The sequence below is a fragment of the Micromonospora costi genome (assembly GCF_003626655.1).
GTDB classification, from domain to species: Bacteria; Actinomycetota; Actinomycetes; order Mycobacteriales; family Micromonosporaceae; genus Micromonospora; species Micromonospora costi.
This window is the reverse complement of sequence record NZ_RBAN01000001.1, coordinates 2,198,928-2,218,538: the sequence shown is the minus strand read 5'-3', so window position 1 is coordinate 2,218,538 and position 19,611 is coordinate 2,198,928. Positions and strand designations below refer to the sequence as shown.

Here is a 19,611-nt window from a genome sequence, read left to right as displayed (position 1 = left end):
GCGGTTGGCGCCTCGCCGGCCGTCGGCGCTCGGGTGGCGGAGCGCGATCATGAGGGGCGGCGGGTCCGGTGCGGCCCGGGGCAGGATGGTCGCCGCGGCCGACGTCGCCGGCACCGTGGTGCGTACGCCGCTGCTGCCGGCCCTCTGGGACGACGCGCTGTGGCTGAAGCCGGAGAGCCTGCAACCGGTGGGCTCGTTCAAGCTGCGCGGCGCCACCCACGCCGTGGCCCGGCTCGACCCGGCGGTCCGCGCCCGGGGCGTGGTCACCCACTCGTCCGGCAACCACGGGCAGGCCCTCGCGTACGCGGCCCGCGCGGCCGGCGTCCCGTGCACCGTGGTGGTCCCCGAGGGCGCGCCGCAGGTCAAGGTGGACCGGATGCGGGCGCTCGGCGCCGACGTGCGGCTCGTCCCGCCGGCCCGCCGGCTCGTCGAGGCCGAGCGGATCGTCGCGGAGAGCGGGGGCGCGCTGGTGCCGCCCTTCGACGACCCGCGGATCATCGCCGGCCAGGGGACGCTCGGGCTGGAGATCGTCGCGGACCTGCCCGACGTGGACGTGGTGCTCGTGCCGGTGGGCGGCGGTGGCCTCGCGTCCGGCGTGGCCACGGCCGTCCGGGCGCTGCGCCCGTCCGCGGCCGTCGTCGGTGTGGAGCCGGCGCTGGCCGCCGACGCCCGCGACTCGCTCGCCGCCGGGGAGGTGGTCGTGTGGGACGTGGAGCGCACCTACCGCACCAGCGCGGACGGGCTGCGCACCAACCTGTCCGAGCTGACCCTCGCCCACCTGCGGGCCCACCTCGACGGCATCGTCACGGTGACCGAGGAGGAGATCGCGCTCGCGATGGCGCGACTGGCGCGGGACGCCCGGCTGGTGGCGGAGCCGAGCGGCGCGGTGGCCGCCGCCGCGCGACTGTTCCACGCCGGTGAGCTGCCGGCGGGCCGTACCGTCGCCGTGGTCACCGGCGGCAACGTCGACCCGGCGGTGCTGGCGGCGGCGCTCGGCTGAGCGGCGGCCGGCTCCGGGCGGCGCTCAACTGGGCGGCGTTCGGTGGCGGGCGGCGCTCAACCGGCCGGCGCCGGGCCGTGGAGGGGCCGGTTGGCCGGCCCCTCCTGGCGCCTCAGGCGCGGCCGAGGCGGTCGAGGATCCAGGCGTTGATGAACGCCTCCTCGCGCCACGCGTCGTACCGGCCGCTGGGGCCGCCGTGGCCGGCGCCCATCTCGGTCTTCAGCAGGTAGTCACCCTGCGGCGCGGCGGCCCGCAGCCGGGCGATCCACTTGGCCGGCTCGTGGTAGAGCACCCGCGTGTCGTTGAGGCTGGTCACGGCGAGGATGGCGGGGTAGTCGCGCGTCGCCACGTTCTCGTACGGCGTGTACGACTTCATGTACGCGTACACCTCGGGGTCGTCGAGCGGGTTGCCCCACTCCTCCCACTCCGTGACGGTCAGCGGGAGCGACGGGTCGAGGATGGACGTGAGCGCGTCCACGAACGGCACCTGCGCGACGATCCCGGCGAACGCGTCCGGCGCGAGGTTCGCCACCGCGCCCATGAGTAGGCCGCCCGCCGACGCGCCCCGGGCCACGAGCCGGTCGCCGGAGGTCCAGCCGGCCTTCACGAGGTGCCGGGCGCAGGCCACGAAGTCGGTGAAGGTGTTCTTTTTGGCCAGCAGCTTGCCCTGCTCGTACCAGCGCCGACCCAGCTCGCCACCGCCCCGGATGTGCGCCACCGCGAAGATCACTCCACGGTCCAGCAGGGACAGCCGGGCCACTGAGAACCACGGATCCATGCTCGCCTCGTACGAGCCGTACCCGTAGATCTCGCAGGGGGCCGAGCCGTCGCGCGGGGTGCCCTTGCGGAAGACCAGGGAGATCGGCACGCGGGTGCCGTCGTCGGCGAGTGCCCAGTCACGGTGCTGCTCGTACTCGGCCGGGTCGTACGGCCGGCCGTCGGGCCCCGGCAACACCGGCTTCTGCTTGCGCAGCACCATCCGCCGGGTAACCAGGTCGTAGTCGTACACCGAGTCCGGGGTGACGAGCGAGGTGTAGCGCAGCCGGATCTGGCCGGTCCGGTACTCCGGGTTGGCGTCCAGCCCCACGCTGTAGAGCGGCTCGGGGAAGTCGATGTCGTGCGGGTCGCCGCCGCCGATCGGCAGCACCCGCAGCCCGGTCAAACCATTGGTGCGCAGCGAGACCACCAGGTGGTCGGCGAACGCGTCCACCGCCTCCAGCCGGGTGCCGGGGGAGTGGTCGATGAGCGGCACCCAGTCGCCCGGGGCGTCCGCCGAGGTGTACGCGAGCGCGAAGTCCTCGGCGCCGTCGTTGTGCAGGATCAGGAAGCGGTGGCCGTGGTGCTCCACCGTGTACTCGACGCCCTGCCGGCGGGGCGCGACGACGGCGGGCACACCGGTCGGGTTGCCGGCCGGGATGACCCGTACCTCGCTGGTGATCTTGCTGTGAATGTCGATGACGACGAACTTCTCCGAGCGGGTCAGCTCGACGCCCACCCAGAAGCGCTCGTCGTCCTCCTGGTGCACCACCACGTCGTCGCTGGCGGGCGTGCCGATGACGTGCCGCCAGACCCGGTACGGCCGCCAGGCGTCGTCCACCGTCACGTAGAAGAGCACCGAGGCGTCGGCCGACCACGCGGTGCCGTAGAAGGTGTCGGGCACCTCGTCTGGGAGCAGTTCCCCGGTCGTGAGGTCCTTGACCCGGAGGGTGAAGCGCTCGTCGCCGGAGAAGTCGGTGGAGTAGGCCAGCCAGCGGCCGTCGGGGCTCACGTCGAACGCGCCGAGCGAGAAGAAGTCGTGCCCCTCGGCGAGCAGGTTGCCGTCGAGCAGCACCTCCTCGCCGTCCAGCGGCGCGCCGTCGGCGCTGACCGGCGGCTCGGTCTCGCCGTCGCGGACGGCGCGTCGGCAGTGGACGCCGTACTGCTGCCCCTCGACCGTGCGCGTGTAGTACCAGTGGCCGTCCTTGCGGGTCGGCACCGAGAGGTCGGTCTCCTGCGTACGCCGGCGGGTCTCCTCGAACAGCCGCTCACGCAGCTCGGCCAGGTGCGCGGTGCGGGCCTCGGTGTACGCGTTCTCCGCTCTGAGGTACGCGATCGTCTCCGGGTCGTCCTTGGCTGCCAGCCAGGCGTACTCGTCGACGACGGTGTCGCCGTGGTGGACGCGCTCGGCGGGGACGCGCTTGGCCGCGGGCGGGGAAGTCTCGGTGGTCACGGCGCCACGTTACCGGCCGACCTCGGGTCGGCGTGGGCATGCGTACGCCGACTTCGGAGAACATGCCGCCACGACTTTTCGAACACATGTACGATAGCCGGCATGGCGGCTGCAGCGAGTTCCATCGACCGGTCCGGAGCCCTCGAGATCACGCAACGGTTGACGGAGATCTGCGGGCCGCCCTTCGCCCGCTTCGCCGGCCCCGCCGACGAGGTGGCCGGGCGGGCCGCGCGCTGGGTCGCCGTCCCCGGTGGCCCGCACGCTGCCGCCGAGGTGCTGCGGCTGGCGGCCGCGCACGACCTCACGGTGGTGCCGCGCGGCGCGGGCACCAAAATCGACTGGGGAGCCGCACCGGAGCAGGTCGACATCCTGCTCGACACCGGCCGGCTCGCCGGGATCGGCCACGAGCCGGTCGGCGCCGCCGCGGCCGAGGTGGGCGCCGGCACGCCGCTGCGGGCGGTGCAGGCCACGCTGGAGCGCACCGGCCAGCGGCTCGCCGTCGACGCGCCCTCCCCGGGCGCGACCCTCGGTGGCGTACTGGCCGCGGGCGAGGCCGGCCCGCTGCGGCACCGGCACGGCACCCCCTGCGACCAGCTCGTCGGCGTTCGCTACCTGACCGCCGAGGGCGAGCTGGTGAGCGCCGGGGGCGGCGCGCCGGGGCTGGATCTGGCCCGGCTGCTCTGCGGGTCGCAGGGCGCGCTCGGCGTGCTGGTCTCCGCCACGCTGCGGGTGCAGCCCGTGCCCGCCATGCGGCTATGGGTCTCCCGTCCGGTCTGGACGCCGCTCGAGGTGAACGACCTGGTGCGGACGATCCTCGCGGCACACCTCGACCCGTCCGCCGTCGAGCTGGATCTTGCGGCGAGCGGGCCCCGGCCGCGCCGGCCCATCGATCCCGCCGATCCGTCCGCCGCCGCGCGGGCGCGCCACCCGTCGATGGCCGGGCGGGCCCGCGTACCGTCGCGGGCGGGCAGCCTCGTGGTGCTGCTGGAGGGCGGCCCGGCCGACGTCGTCGAGCGGGCCGAGCGGCTCGTGTCCGTCCTCGACGGCGACGCGACGGTCACCCACTCGCCGCCCACGTGGTGGCGGCGCTACCCGTTCGGGCCGGGCGACACGGCGTTGCGCATCGAGGTGCCGATCACCGACCTGCACGCGGCCGTCTACGCGCTGCGCGACGCGGCCGGCGCGCCCGTGCCCGTACGCGGCTCCGCCGGGCTGGGCGTCGTACACGCCGCGCTGCCCGGCACGCTGCCCGCCGACCGGGTGGCCTCGATCGTCGCCGCCGTCCGCGGGGTGCTGCTCGCGCGCCGCGGCCGGTGCGTGGTCCTGTCCGCGCCGCCGCCCGTCCGCCGGGCGGTCGACCTGTGGGGCGAGCTGACCGGCCTGCCCCGCCTGCGGGCCGCCAAGGAACACCTCGACCCACACCACCGGCTCGCCCCCGGCCGCCTCCCCGGCGGCGGCTGACCCGACCGCCGGCGGCCCGCCCCGGCCTCGCCGTAAGGGAGCGTGCCCCTCCGCCTGTCCGGGCTGGGTGATTCCGGGCGCGCTGCCCAGGCCGCCGATCGACCTGCCCTCGATCGACGGGCAGCTCGATCGGCAGGGGGTCGCGGGGTGGTTGAGGGTGATCGACTCGAGTTCCTTGAAGTCGGGCTGTCACTGGCGGTGGGACACCGCGACTTCCGTGAAGCCGAGTCGACCATCAGGCCTGTCGGCCGTGACGGCTAGGCAGCGCCCCTGCCGGCCTTGGGCCTCGTCGGCCGGGCCCATCCGGCACCGCCTCCCGGCCCTGTCGGCGTTGCTCGGTCGGCCAGGCCCATCCGGGGCTGCCCAGCTTTGTCGGCGTTGCTCCGTCGGCCGTGGCACCGCCCCGCCCTGTCGGCGTTGCTCTGTCGGCAGTGTCCATCCGGCACCGCCCCGCCCTGTCGGCGTTGCTCTGTCGGCCGGGCTCATCTTGCGCTGCCCCGCCCTGTCGGCGTTGGTCTGTCGGCCGTCGGCGCTGCCCCGCCCTGTCGGCGTTGCGCCGTCGGCCGTGCCCACCTGGCGCTGCCCTGGCCTGATGATCGAGCGTGCCAGGCTCTGCGCCTGCGGGTCCGTGTCGCCCGGAGCGCGGGTGATCGACACCAGATCGCCGATGTGGCGGTATCGAGTGCGCCGGGACACCGCCAGATCGGCGGAATGGTGTTGATCAAGCGAGATCGGGTCGCCTCGGTCGGCGGGCGCCTCGATCGGCAGGGTGCCACGGGGTGGTGGGACGTGATCGACTCGAGTTCCTTGAAGTCGGGCTGTCACTGGCGGTGGGACACCGCGACTTCAAGGAAGTTGAGTCGATCAAGCGCCGCAAGGCCGCCCACCCCCGACACGCCGACCGGCGAGGCGCCGACCCGTCACGCGACGACTCCTGGCACGCCGACAGACTCGGCCGCCCGTATACCGCGGAATCAGGCGGCGTCGTTGCGGAGCACCAGGATCGCGATGTCGTCGCGGGGTGCTTCGACCGAGAAGCCGAGCGCGGTCGACCGCAGTCGTGCGGCCACCACGTCGGCCGAGTAGCCGGCCAGCGGCGCGGCGGCCTCGCGGAGCCGGTCGGTGCCGAACAGTTCCCGGCCGCGGCGGCGTTCGGTCACGCCGTCGGTGTAGAAGACCAGTGCGTCGCCGGGGCCGAGCGGCACATTGGCGGTGGGCGTGCTGATCGTGTCGAGGAGGCCGAGCGCCGTGCCTCCGGTGCCGACGAACCCGCCGCCGCCCGTGCCGCGCAGCAGCACCGGCCGGTCGTGCCCCGCGAGGTGCAGGGAGACGTCCAGACGGTCGCCGTCGCCGGGCCCGACGGCCGCCAGCGCCAGCGTGCAGTACCGGCCGCCGCCCCGCTCGACGAGCGTCTCGTTGAGCCGGGTGAGCACCTCCGGCAGCGGCTTCCCGTCGCCGACGAGCACCCGGATCACGTCGCGCACCAGGCCGGTCACGGCGGCGGCCTGCACGCCCTTGCCGGAGACGTCGCCGATCACCACGAGCCACCGGCCGTCGGGCAGCGGCACCACGTCGTAGAAGTCGCCGCCGACGTCGGCGTCGCCGCCGGTCGGGACGTACTCGGCGGCGAAGCCGATGCCCTCGACCACGGGCAGCACCGGCGGCAGCAGCGACTGCTGGAGCGCCTGCGCGACCCGCCGGCGCTCGGCGTGGATCCGCGCGTTCTCGATCGCGAGGGCGGCGCGGCGTGCCACGTCCTCCAGCACAGCGACCTCGTCCGGGTCGTGCCGGTGCCGCTGATGCCGGCCGACGGCCAGGGTGCCCAGCCGCTGGCCGCGGGCGATCAGCGGTACGGCGAAGCCCTCCATGGGGCCGCCGAGCGGGACCTGCGCGGCGCTGCGGGACGCCTCGCGCAGCCGCGCCTGGATCGAGTCCGGGCCGGTCTCGGCGAGCACCTTGTGCAGCTGGGGCAGGACCGCCTCGTCGGCGTGGGTGGCCGCCGCGAGGCGCAGCCGCCCCCACTCGTCGGTGGTGTGCACCGCACACCACTGCCCGAGCCGGGGTACGACGAGCTGCGGGATGAGCGCCATGGTCAGCTCGACGTCGAGCGACTGGGCCAGCAGCTCGCTGGCCTCGGCGAGGAAGGTCAGCCAGGCCTGCCGCCGGACGTCGGCCCGGCGCAGCCGGTCGTTCTCCAGGTGCAGGGAGAGCCGTTCGGCCGCCAGCACGGCCAGGGGCCGGGCGTACGCCGACGGCGCCGCGTCCAGCTCCAGCTCACCGGCGTACGGGCGGTGCACGGTCAGCGGCACGTGGAGCAGCTCGTTGCCGGGGCGGGGCTGCCGGCCGTAGCGGGCGAGCACCTGCGGGCCGCTGCCGTCGCCCCGGTCCAGCCGTACCAGCCCGCCGGCCGCGCCGACCATCTCGGCCACCCGCCCCAGCAGGCTCGCCGCGAAGTCCGGCAGCGGGTCGTCGGCGTACGCGTCGGGGCTGATCTGCATGAGTTCGCTCACCGCCGCGGCGCTCGGCGCGGAGCTGGCGCCCGGCGCCGGGTCGCCGCCGGAACCGCTGGCCGTGGCCCCGGGGGCGCCGAGACCGCCGGTGGCCTCGGCCTCGTCCGGCCCCGCGTCGGTGGCGCCCGACCGGTCCAGCCGGAACCAGACGCCCTTGCCGGTGGGCAGGTAGGTGGTGCCCCAGCGGCTCGCGAAGTGGTCGACCAGCAGGAGGCCGCGGCCCCGCTCGGCCACCTCGGCGATCTCGCTGGCCTCGTTGCGTACGCCGACGATCAGCTCCTCGACGGGCCCGGACGCGAAGTCGGAGACGGTGACCGTCAGACCGACATCGTCCGCGACGACCTCGATGTCCAGTTCGGTGCCGGCGTGTTCCACGGCGTTGGTGGTGAGTTCCGTGGTGAGGAGAAGCGCCTCGTTGAGCAGGTCGTCCAGGTGTGTCTCGTCCAGCACCGAGCGGACGACGGCACGGGCGGCGGCCGGCGTACGCCTGTCGGCGGGTAGGCGGACGCGCCGGACGTGCCCGTTCGGGCCCCCGGCCGTCGCGGGCCTCGTCTCCGCCGACACCCTCGTATCCTCCACCGCAAACCGGGCGGGTGCCAAGCCGGTCCGCGGACGCCACCGCCAAGCCGGTCCGGCGGACGCGACCGCCAAGCCGGTCCGGCGGACGCCACCGCCGGGGCCGGCGGACGCGGCCGCCGCGCCAGCGTCCACGCGGTGTCGCCGGTCACACCGGGTACGTCCCGCGGCTGTCGGGCGTGGCGGGCGGTCGCACGGGCAGCCATCGACGCGGACGCGGGCACAATGGGGGATGGCCGGCATCTTGGCACGAGCCGGTGGCCCCCGAGCTGAGACGAGGAAGAATGACCACGGCGAAGCAGGCGGTGGCGGATCCGTCCGCGCCCGACAACGAGGCGCTCCTCGACGAACTGACCGAGGCGCTGCGGCGGGTACGCCGCGGCGACCTGAAGGTACGGCTGCCCCGGCGCGCCGGTCGGGCCGGGGAGGTCGCGGACGCGTTCAACGAGGTGGCGTCGCTCCAGGAGCGGCAGTTCCTGGACCTGCGTCGGATCAGCCGGGTGGTGGGTCGGGACGGCCGGCTCACCGAGCGGCTGGACGAGGAGGGGCTGGACGGCTCCTGGGCCGAGGGGAACCGGGCGGTCAACTCGCTGATCGACGACCTGGGCCGGCCGACGACGGAGATCGCCCGGGTGATCGTGGCGGTCGCCGACGGTGACCTCTCCCAGCACATGGCGCTGGAGATCGACGGGCGGCCGCTGCGCGGTGAGTACCTGCGTATCGGGCGGACCGTGAACACGATGGTGGACCAGTTGTCGTCGTTCGCCGACGAGGTGACCCGGGTGGCCCGTGAGGTGGGCACCGAGGGCAAGCTGGGCGGCCAGGCCGACGTACGGGGGGTCGCCGGCACCTGGAAGGACCTCACCGACTCGGTGAACACCATGGCCTCGAACCTGACCGGCCAGGTGCGGTCGATCTCGCAGGTGGCGCGGGCCGTCGCCAAGGGCGACCTGTCGCAGAAGATCACCGTGGGGGCGCGGGGCGAGGTCGCCGAGCTGGCCGACACCATGAACTCGCTCACCGACACGCTGCGGCTCTTCGCCGAGCAGGTGACCCGGGTGGCCCGCGAGGTGGGCACCGAGGGCAAGCTGGGCGGCCAGGCGGAGGTGCCGAACGTCGCGGGCACCTGGAAGGACCTGACCGACAGCGTCAACTCGATGGCGTCGAACCTGACCGCCCAGGTGCGGAACATCGCCCAGGTCTCCACGGCGGTCGCCCGGGGTGACCTGTCCCAGAAGATCACCGTGGCGGCCCAGGGCGAGATCCTGGAACTCAAGGACACCGTGAACACGATGGTGGATCAGCTGTCGTCGTTCGCCGACGAGGTGACCCGGGTGGCCCGTGAGGTGGGCATCGAGGGGAAGCTGGGCGGCCAGGCCCAGGTACGCGGTGTCTCCGGCACCTGGCGGGACCTCACCGAGAACGTGAACCAGCTCGCCGGCAACCTGACTAGCCAGGTCCGGAACATCTCCCAGGTCTCCACGGCGGTGGCGAAGGGCGACCTGTCGCAGAAGATCACCGTGGACGCCCAGGGCGAGATCCTGGAGCTGAAGAACACCGTGAACACGATGGTCGACCAGCTGTCGTCGTTCGCCGACGAGGTGACCCGGGTGGCCCGTGAGGTGGGCACCGAGGGCAAGCTGGGCGGCCAGGCCCAGGTCAAGGGCGTGTCGGGCACCTGGCGGGACCTGACCGACAACGTGAACTCGATGGCGTCGAACCTGACCAGCCAGGTGCGGAACATCGCCTCGGTGACCACCGCCGTGGCGAAGGGCGACCTGAGCCAGAAGATCACCGTGGACGCCCGGGGCGAGATCCTGGAGCTGAAGTCGACGGTGAACACGATGGTGGACCAGCTGTCGTCGTTCGCCGACGAGGTGACGCGCGTGGCGCGTGAGGTGGGCACCGAGGGCAAGCTGGGCGGCCAGGCCCAGGTGCGCGGCGTGGCCGGCACCTGGCGCGACCTCACCGACAACGTGAACTCGATGGCGTCGAACCTGACGGCCCAGGTGCGGAACATCGCCCAGGTCTCGACGGCGGTCGCGAAGGGTGACCTGTCACAGAAGATCACCGTGGACGCGCAGGGCGAGATCCTGGAGCTGAAGTCGACGGTGAACACGATGGTGGATCAGCTGTCGTCGTTCGCCGACGAGGTGACCCGGGTCGCGCGCGAGGTGGGCACCGAGGGCAAGCTCGGTGGCCAGGCCGAGGTGAAGGGCGTGTCGGGCACCTGGCGGGACCTGACCGACAACGTGAACTCGATGGCGTCGAACCTGACCGCCCAGGTGCGGAACATCGCCTCGGTGACCACGGCAGTGGCCAAGGGCGACCTGGGCCAGAAGATCACCGTGGACGCCCAGGGCGAGATCCTGGAGCTGAAGAACACCGTCAACACGATGGTCGACCAGCTCTCCTCGTTCGCCGACGAGGTCACCCGGGTGGCGCGCGAGGTCGGCATCGAGGGCAAGCTGGGCGGCCAGGCCCAGGTGAAGGGGGTCAGCGGCACCTGGCGCGACCTCACCGAGAACGTCAACCAGCTCGCGTCCACCCTGACCACCCAGCTCCGGGCTATCTCCCAGGTCTCCACCTCGGTGACCCGCGGTGACCTGACGCAGCGGATCAGCGTGAAGGCGCAGGGCGAGGTCGCCGAGCTGAAGGACAACATCAACCAGATGATCGTCACCCTCCGGGAGACGACCAAGAAGAACGCCGAGCAGGGCTGGCTCGACTCGAACCTGGCCCGGATCGGCGGCCTGCTCCAGGGGCAGCGGGACCTCGGCGAGGTCTGCCGCATGATCATGATGGAGGTGACCCCGCTGGTGGACGCGCAGCTCGGCGCGTTCTTCCTGGCGGACACCTCCGAGGGGAGCATGCGGCTGCGGCTGACCTCCTCGTACGGGTACGTGGCCCGTGGGCACGACGTCACGTTCGGGCCCGGCGAGGGGCTGGTCGGTCAGGCCGCCCTCTCCCGCCGGACGATCCGCGTCAGCGCCTCGCCGCAGGGCGCGTTGACGCTGCGCTCGGGGCTGGCCGACACGCCGCCGTCCGACCTGGTGGTGCTCCCCGTCCTGTTCGAGGGCGAGCTGCTCGGCGTGATCGAGTTCGCGAGCGTGGTCGCGTTCTCCGACCTGCACCTGTCGTTCCTGGAGCGGCTGGTGCTGACCATCGGCATCGCGGTCAACACGATCCAGGCCAACCGGCGTACGGAGGAGCTGCTGGCGCAGTCGCAGCGCCTGGCGCACGAGCTTCAGGAGCAGTCGGCGGAGCTGCAGCGTACGAACGCCGAGCTGGAGGAGAAGGCCACCCTGCTCTCCGAGCAGAAGGGCAACATCGAGACCAAGAACCGGGAGATCGAGCTGGCCCGGCTCGGCCTGGAGGAGAAGGCGCAGCAGCTCACCCGGGCCTCGGCGTACAAGTCGGAGTTCCTCGCCAACATGAGCCACGAGTTGCGTACGCCGCTGAACTCGCTGCTCCTGCTGGCCCGGCTGCTCGCCGAGAACCCGGAGCAGAACCTCAGCCCGAAGCAGATCGAGTTCGCTCGGACGATCCACAGCGCCGGTTCCGACCTGCTCTCGCTGATCGACGACATCCTCGACCTGTCCAAGATCGAGGCGGGCCGGATGGACGTCGAGCCGACCGAGGTGCGGTTCGCCGAGATCCGCGGGTACGTCGAGCAGGCGTTCGCGCCGCAGGCCGAGGACAAGGGCCTGGACTTCCAGGTGCGGGTGAGCAGGGAGCTGCCGCCGTCGCTGGTCACGGACGCCCAGCGGTTGCAGCAGATCCTGCGCAACCTGCTGTCCAACGCCGTGAAGTTCACCGACAACGGGGCGGTGACCCTGCGGATCGCCCCGGCGGCCGAGAGCGCCGTCTTCGACGTGCCGACGCTGACCAACGCCCAGCAGGTCATCGCGTTCACCGTGATCGACACCGGCATCGGCATCTCCGACGACAAGCTGTCGATCATCTTCGAGGCGTTCCAGCAGGCCGACGGCACCACGAGCCGCCGGTACGGCGGGACGGGTCTCGGCCTGTCGATCAGCCGTGACCTGGCCCGGCTGCTGGGCGGCACCATCACGGTCAGCTCGGCGCCCGGGCAGGGCTCCACGTTCACGCTCTTCGTGCCGGACGTGCTCGCCCCGGACGCGGTAATCGCGCCGTTGCCGCCGTCGCCGGCCCGCGCCGGGCTGCCGTCGTCGCTGCTCATGCCGCCACTGGAGCTGCCGGAGCCGCCGGCCGCCCCGACGAGCCGTCAGCTCGACGGCGCGACCGTGCTGATCGTCGACGACGACGTCCGGAACGTGTTCGCCCTGACCAGCGCGTTGGAACTGCACGGGATGACCGTGTTGTACTCGGACAACGGGGCGGACGGCGTCCGCCTGCTGGCCGAGCACCCGGAGGTGGACATCGTCCTGATGGACGCCATGATGCCGGACCAGGACGGGTACGAGACGACCCGCCAGATCCGGCGTAACCACCGCTTCGCGGACCTGCCGATCGTCTTCCTGACCGCGAAGGCGATGCCGGGTGACCGCGAGTCCGCGCTCGCCGCCGGAGGCAGCGACTACATCACCAAGCCGGTCGACCTGGACGAACTGATCGAACTCATGTCGTCCTGGATCAGCGGCAGCAGCACCGAGGAGAACTCGTGACCCAGATGGCCAAGGCGCTGCTCGTGGACGACCGCCGGGAGAACCTGATGGCCCTGGAGGCGATCCTCCAGGGCCTGCCGGTCCAGTCGGTGGCGGTGGAGAGCGGCGAGGCGGCGCTCAAGCAGCTTCTCGTGGACGACTTCGCGGTGATCCTGCTCGACGCCCAGATGCCCGACATGGACGGCTTCGAGACCGCGAGCCACATCAAGCGCCGGGAGCGGACCCGGCACGTACCGATCATCTTCCTGACGGCGGCCGACCGGGACGCCCAGCTGGCCCTGCGCGGCTACGCCGTGGGCGCGGTCGACTACCTCACGAAGCCGTTCGACCCGTGGGTGCTGCGCGCCAAGGTGTCGGTCTTCGTGGAGCTGTGGGTGAAGACCCGGCAGTTGGCCGCGCAGTCCGACCTGGTGCGGGAGCGCGAGGCGCAGTGGCGGATGCTCACCGACGCGGTGGACGAGGCGTCCGCCCTGCTGCGCGGCGACGACCCGGACGGCCGGGACCGCGCCGTGGAACTGCTGGAACAGGCCCGCTGGGGCAACCAACCCTGACCAAGGCCGGGCTTCCCCCGTTGATCATGAAGTTATTGCCGACAGATCGGGCGCCAGGAGGCAATAACTTCATGATCAACGCGCAGAAAGCGGGACGCTCAGAAATGCGGGAGCGGGCGCGGGACGGGTCAGCTTGCTGGTTGGTCGTTGCGGATCATCAGGGCCGAGCGCAGGCCGGTGATGTCCAGGACGCGGAGCAGGAAATCGCCCACGTGCGTGAGGACCAGCAGACTCTGGGCGTGGCTGGCCTTGCGGCTGAGCACCACGAGCGTGCCCAGCCCCTGCGAGTCGCAGAAGGTGACCCCGCCGAGGTCGAGCACGATACGCGGTGGTGGATCGGTGAGCACCTCGTTCACGACGGTCGAGAGTTGGGCGGCCGTGAGCATGTCGATCTCGCCGGCCAGGCGCAGCACGGCTTCGTCGCCCGTCCGGTGTAGCGTGATGGACAGTTCGGCACGATCCACCCGGTCAGCCTAACGCGATCCGGTCGACCCGGCCCGCCGAGGCGTGCACCCGCAGCGGCCCGGCGGGTGAGCCGGGTAACCCCGGGCCGGGGTGCCTGCCAGTTCGCCCGCCCGCGCTGACACAATGGCGGCATCGTGACCGATACCGTTTCCGCCGGATCCGGCCGCTACCCGGTCGACGCGCCGGCCTCCGAGGCCCTTTTCGACCGCGCCCGCGCCATCGTGCCGGGCGGGGTGAACTCCCCCGTGCGCGCCTTCCGCGCGGTCGGCGGCACCCCGCGCTTCATGGTCCGGGGGGAGGGTCCCTGGCTCTACGACGCCGACGATCGGCGCTACGTCGACCTCGTCTGCTCCTGGGGGCCGCTGATCCTCGGTCACGCCCACCCGGAGGTGGTCGCCGCCGTGCAGGCCGCCGCCGCCCGGGGCACCAGCTTCGGCACGCCGACGCCGGGTGAGGTGGAGCTGGCCGCCGAGATCGTCGACCGCACCCCGGTCGAGCAGGTCCGGCTCGTGAACTCCGGCACCGAGGCCACCATGTCGGCCATCCGGCTGGCCCGCGGCTTCACCGGCCGGTCGAAGATCATCAAGTTCGCCGGCTGCTACCACGGGCACGTGGACGCGCTGCTCGCCGCCGCCGGGTCGGGCGTGGCGACGCTCGGCCTGCCCGACTCGCCGGGTGTCACCGGCGCCGCCGCGAGCGAGACCATCGTGCTGCCGTACAACGACCTGCGCGCGGTCGAGGAGGCGTTCGCCGCCGAGGGCCGGCACATCGCGGCGGTCATCACGGAGGCCGCGGCCGGCAACATGGGCGTCGTCGCGCCCCGGGGCGGCTTCAACCAGGAGCTGGCCCGGATCGCGCACGCGCACGGCGCGCTGCTGATCGTCGACGAGGTGATGACCGGGTTCCGGGTGTCGCGCTCCGGCTGGCACGGCCTCGACCCGTCCGACGCCGACCTGTGGACGTACGGCAAGGTCATGGGTGGCGGCCTGCCCGCCGCGGCGTTCGGCGGGCGCGCGGAGGTCATGTCCCGGCTCGCCCCGGCCGGCCCGGTCTATCAGGCGGGCACGCTCTCGGGTAACCCGCTGGCCTGCGCCGCCGGCCTGGCCACCCTGCGGCTGGCCGACGACGCGCTGTACCGCCGGCTGGACGAGACGGCCGCCGCCGTGGGCAAGCTGGCCTCCGACGCGTTGGCCGCCGCCGGGGTCCCGCACCAGCTGTCGTACGCGGGCAGCATGTTCTCGATCTTCTTCACGGACGCCGACGTGGTCGACTACGACAGCGCCCGGACGCAGCAGGTGCCCGCCTTCAAGGCGTTCTTCCACGCGATGCTCGCCGCCGGCGTCTACCTGCCGCCGAGCGCTTTCGAATCCTGGTTCGTCTCGGCGGCGCTGGACGACGCCGCCCTGGAGCAGATCGCCGCCGCGTTGCCGGTGGCGGCGCGGGCAGCGGCAGCGGCCGGTCACGGGGGGTAGGCGCGGTGAGCAAGACGGTGGTCCACGTGCTGCGGCACGGTGAGGTGTACAACCCCGACAAGATCCTCTACGGGCGGCTGCCGGGGTTCCGCCTCTCCGAGCTCGGTGTGCAGATGGCGAAGGCCGCCGCGCAGGGGCTCGCCGATCGTGATGTGGTGCACGTGGTGGCCAGTCCGCTCGAACGTGCCCAGCAGACCGCCGAGCCGATCGCCGCGCAGTTCGGCCTGCCCGTCGGGGTGGACGAGCGGTTGATCGAGAGCGCCAACTGGTTCGAGGGCAAGCGCGTCTCGCCCGGCGACGGGTCCTTCCGCGACCCGCGCAACTGGTGGGTGCTGCGCGACCCGGTCACCCCGTCGTGGGGTGAGGCGTACCGGGCGATCGCCGAGCGGATGTTCGCGGCGCTGCACGCCGCGCGGATCGCCGCCGAGGGGCGCGAGGCGGTGCTGGTGTCGCACCAGTTGCCGATCTGGACCCTGCGCCGGTACGTCGAGCGCAAGCGCCTCTGGCACGACCCGCGCCGGCGCCAGTGCGGCCTGGCGAGCCTCACCTCCTTCCACTTCGACGGCGCGAAGGTGGTGGGCATCGGCTACACCGAGCCGGCCGCCCACCTGATCGCCATGTCGCCGACGGCCCGGACGGCCAAGGGGGCCTGAATGCACGCGCGGAGGTGGACCGCCGGTCTGCTCGCCACCGTGGCCGCGGTGGCGCTGGCCGGTTGCACGTCGCAGAGCCAGGAGAAGGCGTGCGCCACCACCACCGACGGCGTGATCGAGTGCGCGCCCGACCAGCGGTCGGCGCCGCCCAAGATCTCCGGTGAGCTGCTCACCGGCGGCAGCTACGACATCTCCCAGGCCCGCGGCCAGGTCCTGGTGGTCAACTTCTGGGGTTCCTGGTGCGCGCCGTGCCGGGCCGAGGCGGACGACCTGGAGGCCACCTACCAGGCCACCAAGGGCTCCGGAGTGACCTTCCTGGGCATCAACATCCAGGACAGCAAGGACAAGGCGCTCGCGTTCGAGGAGGGCCGGGTGACCTACCCGAGCCTCTTCGACCCGCCCAGCCGACTCGCGCTCGCCCTCGACATCCCGCCGAACACCATCCCGGCCACCGTGGTGCTCGACCGAGAGGGCCGGACGGCCGTGGTGATCCGCGCCGCGGTGAAGCAGGAGGGCCTGCAACCCATCGTCGAGCGGATCGCTGCCGAGCAGCCCGCGTCCGGTTCCCGCTGATGGGCGAGACGTTCCGGCAGACGGCCCTGTCCGGCCCGCTGCTGCTCGCCATCGGCGCGGCGGCCCTCGCCGGCCTCGTGAGCTTCCTGTCCCCGTGCGTGCTGCCCCTGGTCCCCGGCTACCTGTCGTACGTGACCGGGCTGGCCGGCGCCGACCTGGAGGGCCGGGTCCGCGGCGGTACGCCGGACGGCTCCCCGCCCGACCCCGGCGGGGGTGTGGCCGTCGCCGTGCGGGAGAAGGCGCGACCGGCCGCCGCGGTCAAGGGCCGGGTGCTCGCCGGGACGCTGCTCTTCATCGCCGGCTTCACGGTCGTGTTCACCGCCACGGCGGTCCTCTTCGCCGGCGTGGGGAAGGTCTTCTTCACGTACGAGCGGGCCATGGAGATCGTCATCGGCGCGCTCGTCATCGTGCTGGGTCTGGCCTTCGTGGGCCTCATCCCCGGCATGGAGCGCGAGTTCCGGATCCACCGGCTGCCCGCCGCCGGCCTGCTCGGCGCGCCGATCTTCGGTGCGGTCTTCGCGCTGAGCTGGGTGCCGTGCGTCGGCCCCACGCTCGCCGCCGTGATGGGGATGGCCACGGTCAGCGGCCAGACGGACCGGGCCGTGGTGCTCGCCGTGGCGTACTGCCTCGGGCTGGGGGTACCGTTCGTCGTCTTCGGGCTGGGCTTCCAGCGCCTGCTCGGGGTCTTCCGCTTCATCCGCCGCAACAGCCGCTGGGTCACCCGCGTGGGCGGCGCCCTGCTGATCCTGATCGGCCTCGCGCTGGTCACCGGCGGATGGACGAACATCGTGATCTGGCTGCAGACCACCGTCGGGGTGGGTGAGGTGAGCATCTGATGACCGTCGTGGACGAGCGGCCCGCCACGCCCGCCGAGGCGCCCCGACGCCGGCCCAACCGGGTGCTGGCCCTGCTGCGGAACTCCTGGCGGCAGCTCACCAGCATGCGTACGGCGCTGGTGCTGCTCTTCCTGCTGGCGGTCGCGGCCATCCCGGGCTCGGTGCTGCCGCAGCGGAACGTCAGCCCGGAGAAGGTCAACGAGTACTTCGTCGAGCACCCCGACCTGGCTCCGACGCTGGACCGGATCGGCGCCTTCGAGGTGTTCGGCTCGGTCTGGTTCTCCGCCATCTACCTGCTGCTCTTCACGTCGCTGATCGGCTGCATCACGCCGCGCATGCGCGACCACGTGCGCGCGTTGCGGTCGAAGCCGCCGGTGGCGCCGAAGCGGCTGGACCGGCTGCCGCAGCACACCGTCTTCACCGGCCCGGCCGGCGGCGCGGCGGCCATCGCCGAGGTGCTGCGCCGGCGGCGGTGGAGGGTGGCGGTGCGCGGCGACGTGGTCTCCGCCGAGAAGGGCTACCTCAAGGAGACCGGCAACCTGCTCTTCCACACCACGCTGGTGGTCGTGCTGGCCGGGGTGGCGCTGGGTCACTGGTACGGCTGGAGCGGCAACCGCCTGCTGGTCGCGGGCGCGGAGAACGCCTTCTGCAACACCCGCCAGCAGTACGCGGAGGCGAAGCTCGGCCCGCAGGTGGACAGCGCCGACCTGCCGCCGTTCTGCCTGACCCTGGACAAGTTCGACGCGCGCTTCCTCGACTCGGGCCAGCCGGAGTACTTCAACGCGACGGTCACCGTGGAGGAGCCCGGCCGGGCGAACCGGACCGAGAAGTTCTCGGTGAACTCGCCCCTGCGGCTCGACGGCGCGAACGTCTACCTGCTCGGCCACGGGTACGCCCCGGTCATCCGCTACACCGACCGGTACGGCCGCAGCCAGGTCAGCAACCTGCCGTTCCTCACGACCGGCGACATGGGGCTCACGAGCGAGGGGCTGGCCGCCTTCCCGGACGCGAACGTCGACCCGAAGACGCGCCAGCGGGACCCGAACCTCCAGGTGGCCTTCACGGGGCTCTACCTGCCGACGGCGCCGGACGCACCGCCGTTCGTGCGCTCGGAGTACCCGACCGAACGCAACCCCGCGCTCAACCTGGTGGCGTACCGGGGGAACCTGGGTCTGGACGCCGGCATCCCCGGTTCGGTCTACGAGCTGGACCAGCGGCAGATCCGTACGGGCAAGGTCAAGCAGGTCGGCGACAAGGTGCTCAAGCCGGGCGAGACCTGGAAGCTGGACGACGGCACCACCGTCGAGTTCCTCGGCACCACGCGCTACGTGACCCTCTCCGTACGCCACGATCCCGGCTCCGGCATCCTGCTCGTGAGCTGCGGGTTCCTGCTCGTCGGCCTCATGGGGTCGCTGTTCGGCCGGCGTCGCCGGATCTTCTTCCGGGTGACGCCCGCGGAATCCGCGGACCCCACAGGACAAACTCCGACGGCCGGTAGTAGTTTGGTCGAGGCCGGTGGGTTGCCGCGCACCGACTATCCAGGGTTCGCTGACGAGTTCACGCAGGTCGTCGCCGCGGTGAGCGGTGACGGGCGGCGGGACGAGCGGGCCGGCACGGATCGCGACCGCAGCGACCGGGAAGGGACCGAGTGATGTCCGCACTCTCCGACCAGATGGTGACGTTCGCGATCCTGGCGTACCTGGTCGCGATGATCGGCCACGCCGTCGAGTACGCCCTCGGCAACACCCGGGTCCGGGTCGCCACGCCGTCGCCCGCCCGGGAACGGGAACTCGTGGGAGCGGGCGCTGGCGCGCCCGGCGGGACGGTCGTGGCGCCGGCCGAGCCCGCTCCGCCGGTGGCGCCGGTGGCGGGCCGCTCCGCCGACCGGGCCCGGTTCGCCGGCCGGTTCGCGGTCGTGGCCACGGTGGTGGCCGCGGTGCTGCACCTCGTGGCACTGGTCACCCGCGGCATCGCCGCCGACCGGATGCCGTGGGGCAACATGTACGAGTTCGTGCTCACGGTCACCTTCATCGGTGTCGCCGCCTGGCTGGTGGTGCTCGCCAAGCGGCCGTCGCTGCGCAAGCTCGGGCTGTTCCTCACCCTCGTGATGGTGCTGCTGGTGGCGACCGCCGAGCTGGTGCTCTACGTGCCGGTGGTGCCGCTGGTGCCGGCGCTCAACTCGTACTGGTTCGTCATCCACGTCTCGACGATCGTCTTCTCGTCGGGCATCTTCCTGCTGGGCGCGGTGCCCGCGGTGGCGTTCCTGATGCGTCGCGGCTTCGAGGCCGGCAAGCGCAGCTTCCCGTACACCCTGGCCAAGCGGCTGCCGGCGGCGGCCGCGCTGGAGCGGCTGACCTTCGTGCTGCACGCCTTCTCGTTCCCCGTCTTCACCTTCGCGGTGATCGCCGGGGCGATCTGGGCCGAGGCGGCCTGGGGCCGGCCGTGGGGCTGGGACCCGAAGGAGACCTGGGCGTTCATCTCCTGGGTGGTGTACGCCGGCTACCTGCACGCCCGGGCCACGCCGAGCGTGAAGCGGAACGTGGCGACCTGGATCGCCGTGGTCGGCTTCCTCACCATGCTCATGAACCTGTTCGGCGTGAACATCTTCTTCACCGGCCTGCACTCGTACGGCGGCCTGAGCTGATCCGCAATTTGT

The 19,611-nt window shown here is 72.6% G+C and carries 13 protein-coding genes; 10 read left to right on the top strand and 3 right to left on the bottom strand.

Features of this window, described 5'->3' with window-relative positions; genetic code table 11:
* The first annotated feature begins 49 nt into the window (after positions 1-49).
* Entirely contained in the window at positions 50-1,000 is a 951-nt protein-coding gene (locus tag D7193_RS10095; protein WP_241562868.1) for a threonine ammonia-lyase, read from the top strand.
* A 112-nt stretch (positions 1,001-1,112) separates the two neighbouring features.
* Here the strand turns inward: D7193_RS10095 and D7193_RS10090 are convergent, their stop codons facing one another.
* Complete coding sequence (locus tag D7193_RS10090) at positions 1,113-3,209, bottom strand: S9 family peptidase (protein ID WP_120779004.1); 2,097 nt, start codon at positions 3,207-3,209, stop codon at positions 1,113-1,115.
* A gap of 102 nt (positions 3,210-3,311) precedes the next feature.
* Between D7193_RS10090 and D7193_RS10085 the strand changes: the two genes are divergently transcribed.
* Positions 3,312-4,670, top strand: a complete 1,359-nt coding sequence (locus tag D7193_RS10085; protein ID WP_120779003.1) for an FAD-binding oxidoreductase — start codon at positions 3,312-3,314, stop codon at positions 4,668-4,670.
* A 974-nt stretch (positions 4,671-5,644) separates the two neighbouring features.
* Here D7193_RS10085 and D7193_RS10080 read toward each other — a convergent pair.
* The gene (locus D7193_RS10080; RefSeq protein ID WP_120779002.1) at positions 5,645-7,744 is read right to left on the bottom strand and encodes a SpoIIE family protein phosphatase; all 2,100 of its coding nucleotides are present in this window, start codon (positions 7,742-7,744) and stop codon (positions 5,645-5,647) included.
* 296 nt (positions 7,745-8,040) lie between these two features.
* On the opposite strand from D7193_RS10080, the gene D7193_RS10075 reads away from it, so the two are divergent.
* Both D7193_RS10075 and D7193_RS10070 read left to right on the top strand, forming a co-directional pair.
* Positions 8,041-12,405 (top strand): HAMP domain-containing protein, encoded by a 4,365-nt coding sequence (locus D7193_RS10075; protein ID WP_120779001.1) that lies wholly within the window; start codon positions 8,041-8,043, stop codon positions 12,403-12,405.
* Positions 12,402-12,956, top strand: coding sequence for a response regulator (locus D7193_RS10070; protein WP_120779000.1), 555 nt, complete (start codon positions 12,402-12,404; stop codon positions 12,954-12,956). Before D7193_RS10075 ends, D7193_RS10070 begins: the two co-directional genes overlap by 4 nt.
* Before the next feature lie 128 nt (positions 12,957-13,084).
* On the opposite strand, the gene D7193_RS10065 is transcribed toward D7193_RS10070, so the two are convergent.
* Positions 13,085-13,420, bottom strand: coding sequence for an STAS domain-containing protein (locus D7193_RS10065; protein WP_120778999.1), 336 nt, complete (start codon positions 13,418-13,420; stop codon positions 13,085-13,087).
* Positions 13,421-13,555: 135 nt separating this feature from the next.
* Here D7193_RS10065 and hemL point away from each other — a divergent pair, with 135 nt between their 5' ends.
* The 6 genes from hemL to ccsB are packed head-to-tail and all read left to right on the top strand — an operon-like array spanning position 13,556 to position 19,599.
* Complete coding sequence (gene hemL / locus D7193_RS10060; RefSeq protein WP_120778998.1) at positions 13,556-14,893, top strand: glutamate-1-semialdehyde 2,1-aminomutase; 1,338 nt, start codon at positions 13,556-13,558, stop codon at positions 14,891-14,893.
* Positions 14,894-14,898: 5 nt separating this feature from the next.
* A complete protein-coding gene (locus D7193_RS10055; protein ID WP_120778997.1) occupies positions 14,899-15,546 on the top strand; it encodes a histidine phosphatase family protein in 648 nt (215 codons plus the stop codon).
* Positions 15,547-16,119, top strand: coding sequence for a TlpA family protein disulfide reductase (locus tag D7193_RS10050; protein WP_120778996.1), 573 nt, complete (start codon positions 15,547-15,549; stop codon positions 16,117-16,119).
* Entirely contained in the window at positions 16,119-16,955 is an 837-nt protein-coding gene (locus D7193_RS10045) for a cytochrome c biogenesis CcdA family protein (RefSeq protein WP_120778995.1), read from the top strand. The genes D7193_RS10050 and D7193_RS10045 overlap by 1 nt, the downstream gene beginning before the upstream one ends.
* Positions 16,955-18,607 (top strand): cytochrome c biogenesis protein ResB, encoded by a 1,653-nt coding sequence (gene resB, locus D7193_RS10040; RefSeq protein ID WP_120778994.1) that lies wholly within the window; start codon positions 16,955-16,957, stop codon positions 18,605-18,607. The genes D7193_RS10045 and resB overlap by 1 nt, the downstream gene beginning before the upstream one ends.
* Complete coding sequence (ccsB, locus tag D7193_RS10035) at positions 18,607-19,599, top strand: c-type cytochrome biogenesis protein CcsB (RefSeq protein ID WP_120778993.1); 993 nt, start codon at positions 18,607-18,609, stop codon at positions 19,597-19,599. Before resB ends, ccsB begins: the two co-directional genes overlap by 1 nt.
* The last annotated feature ends 12 nt before the right edge of the window (positions 19,600-19,611 follow it).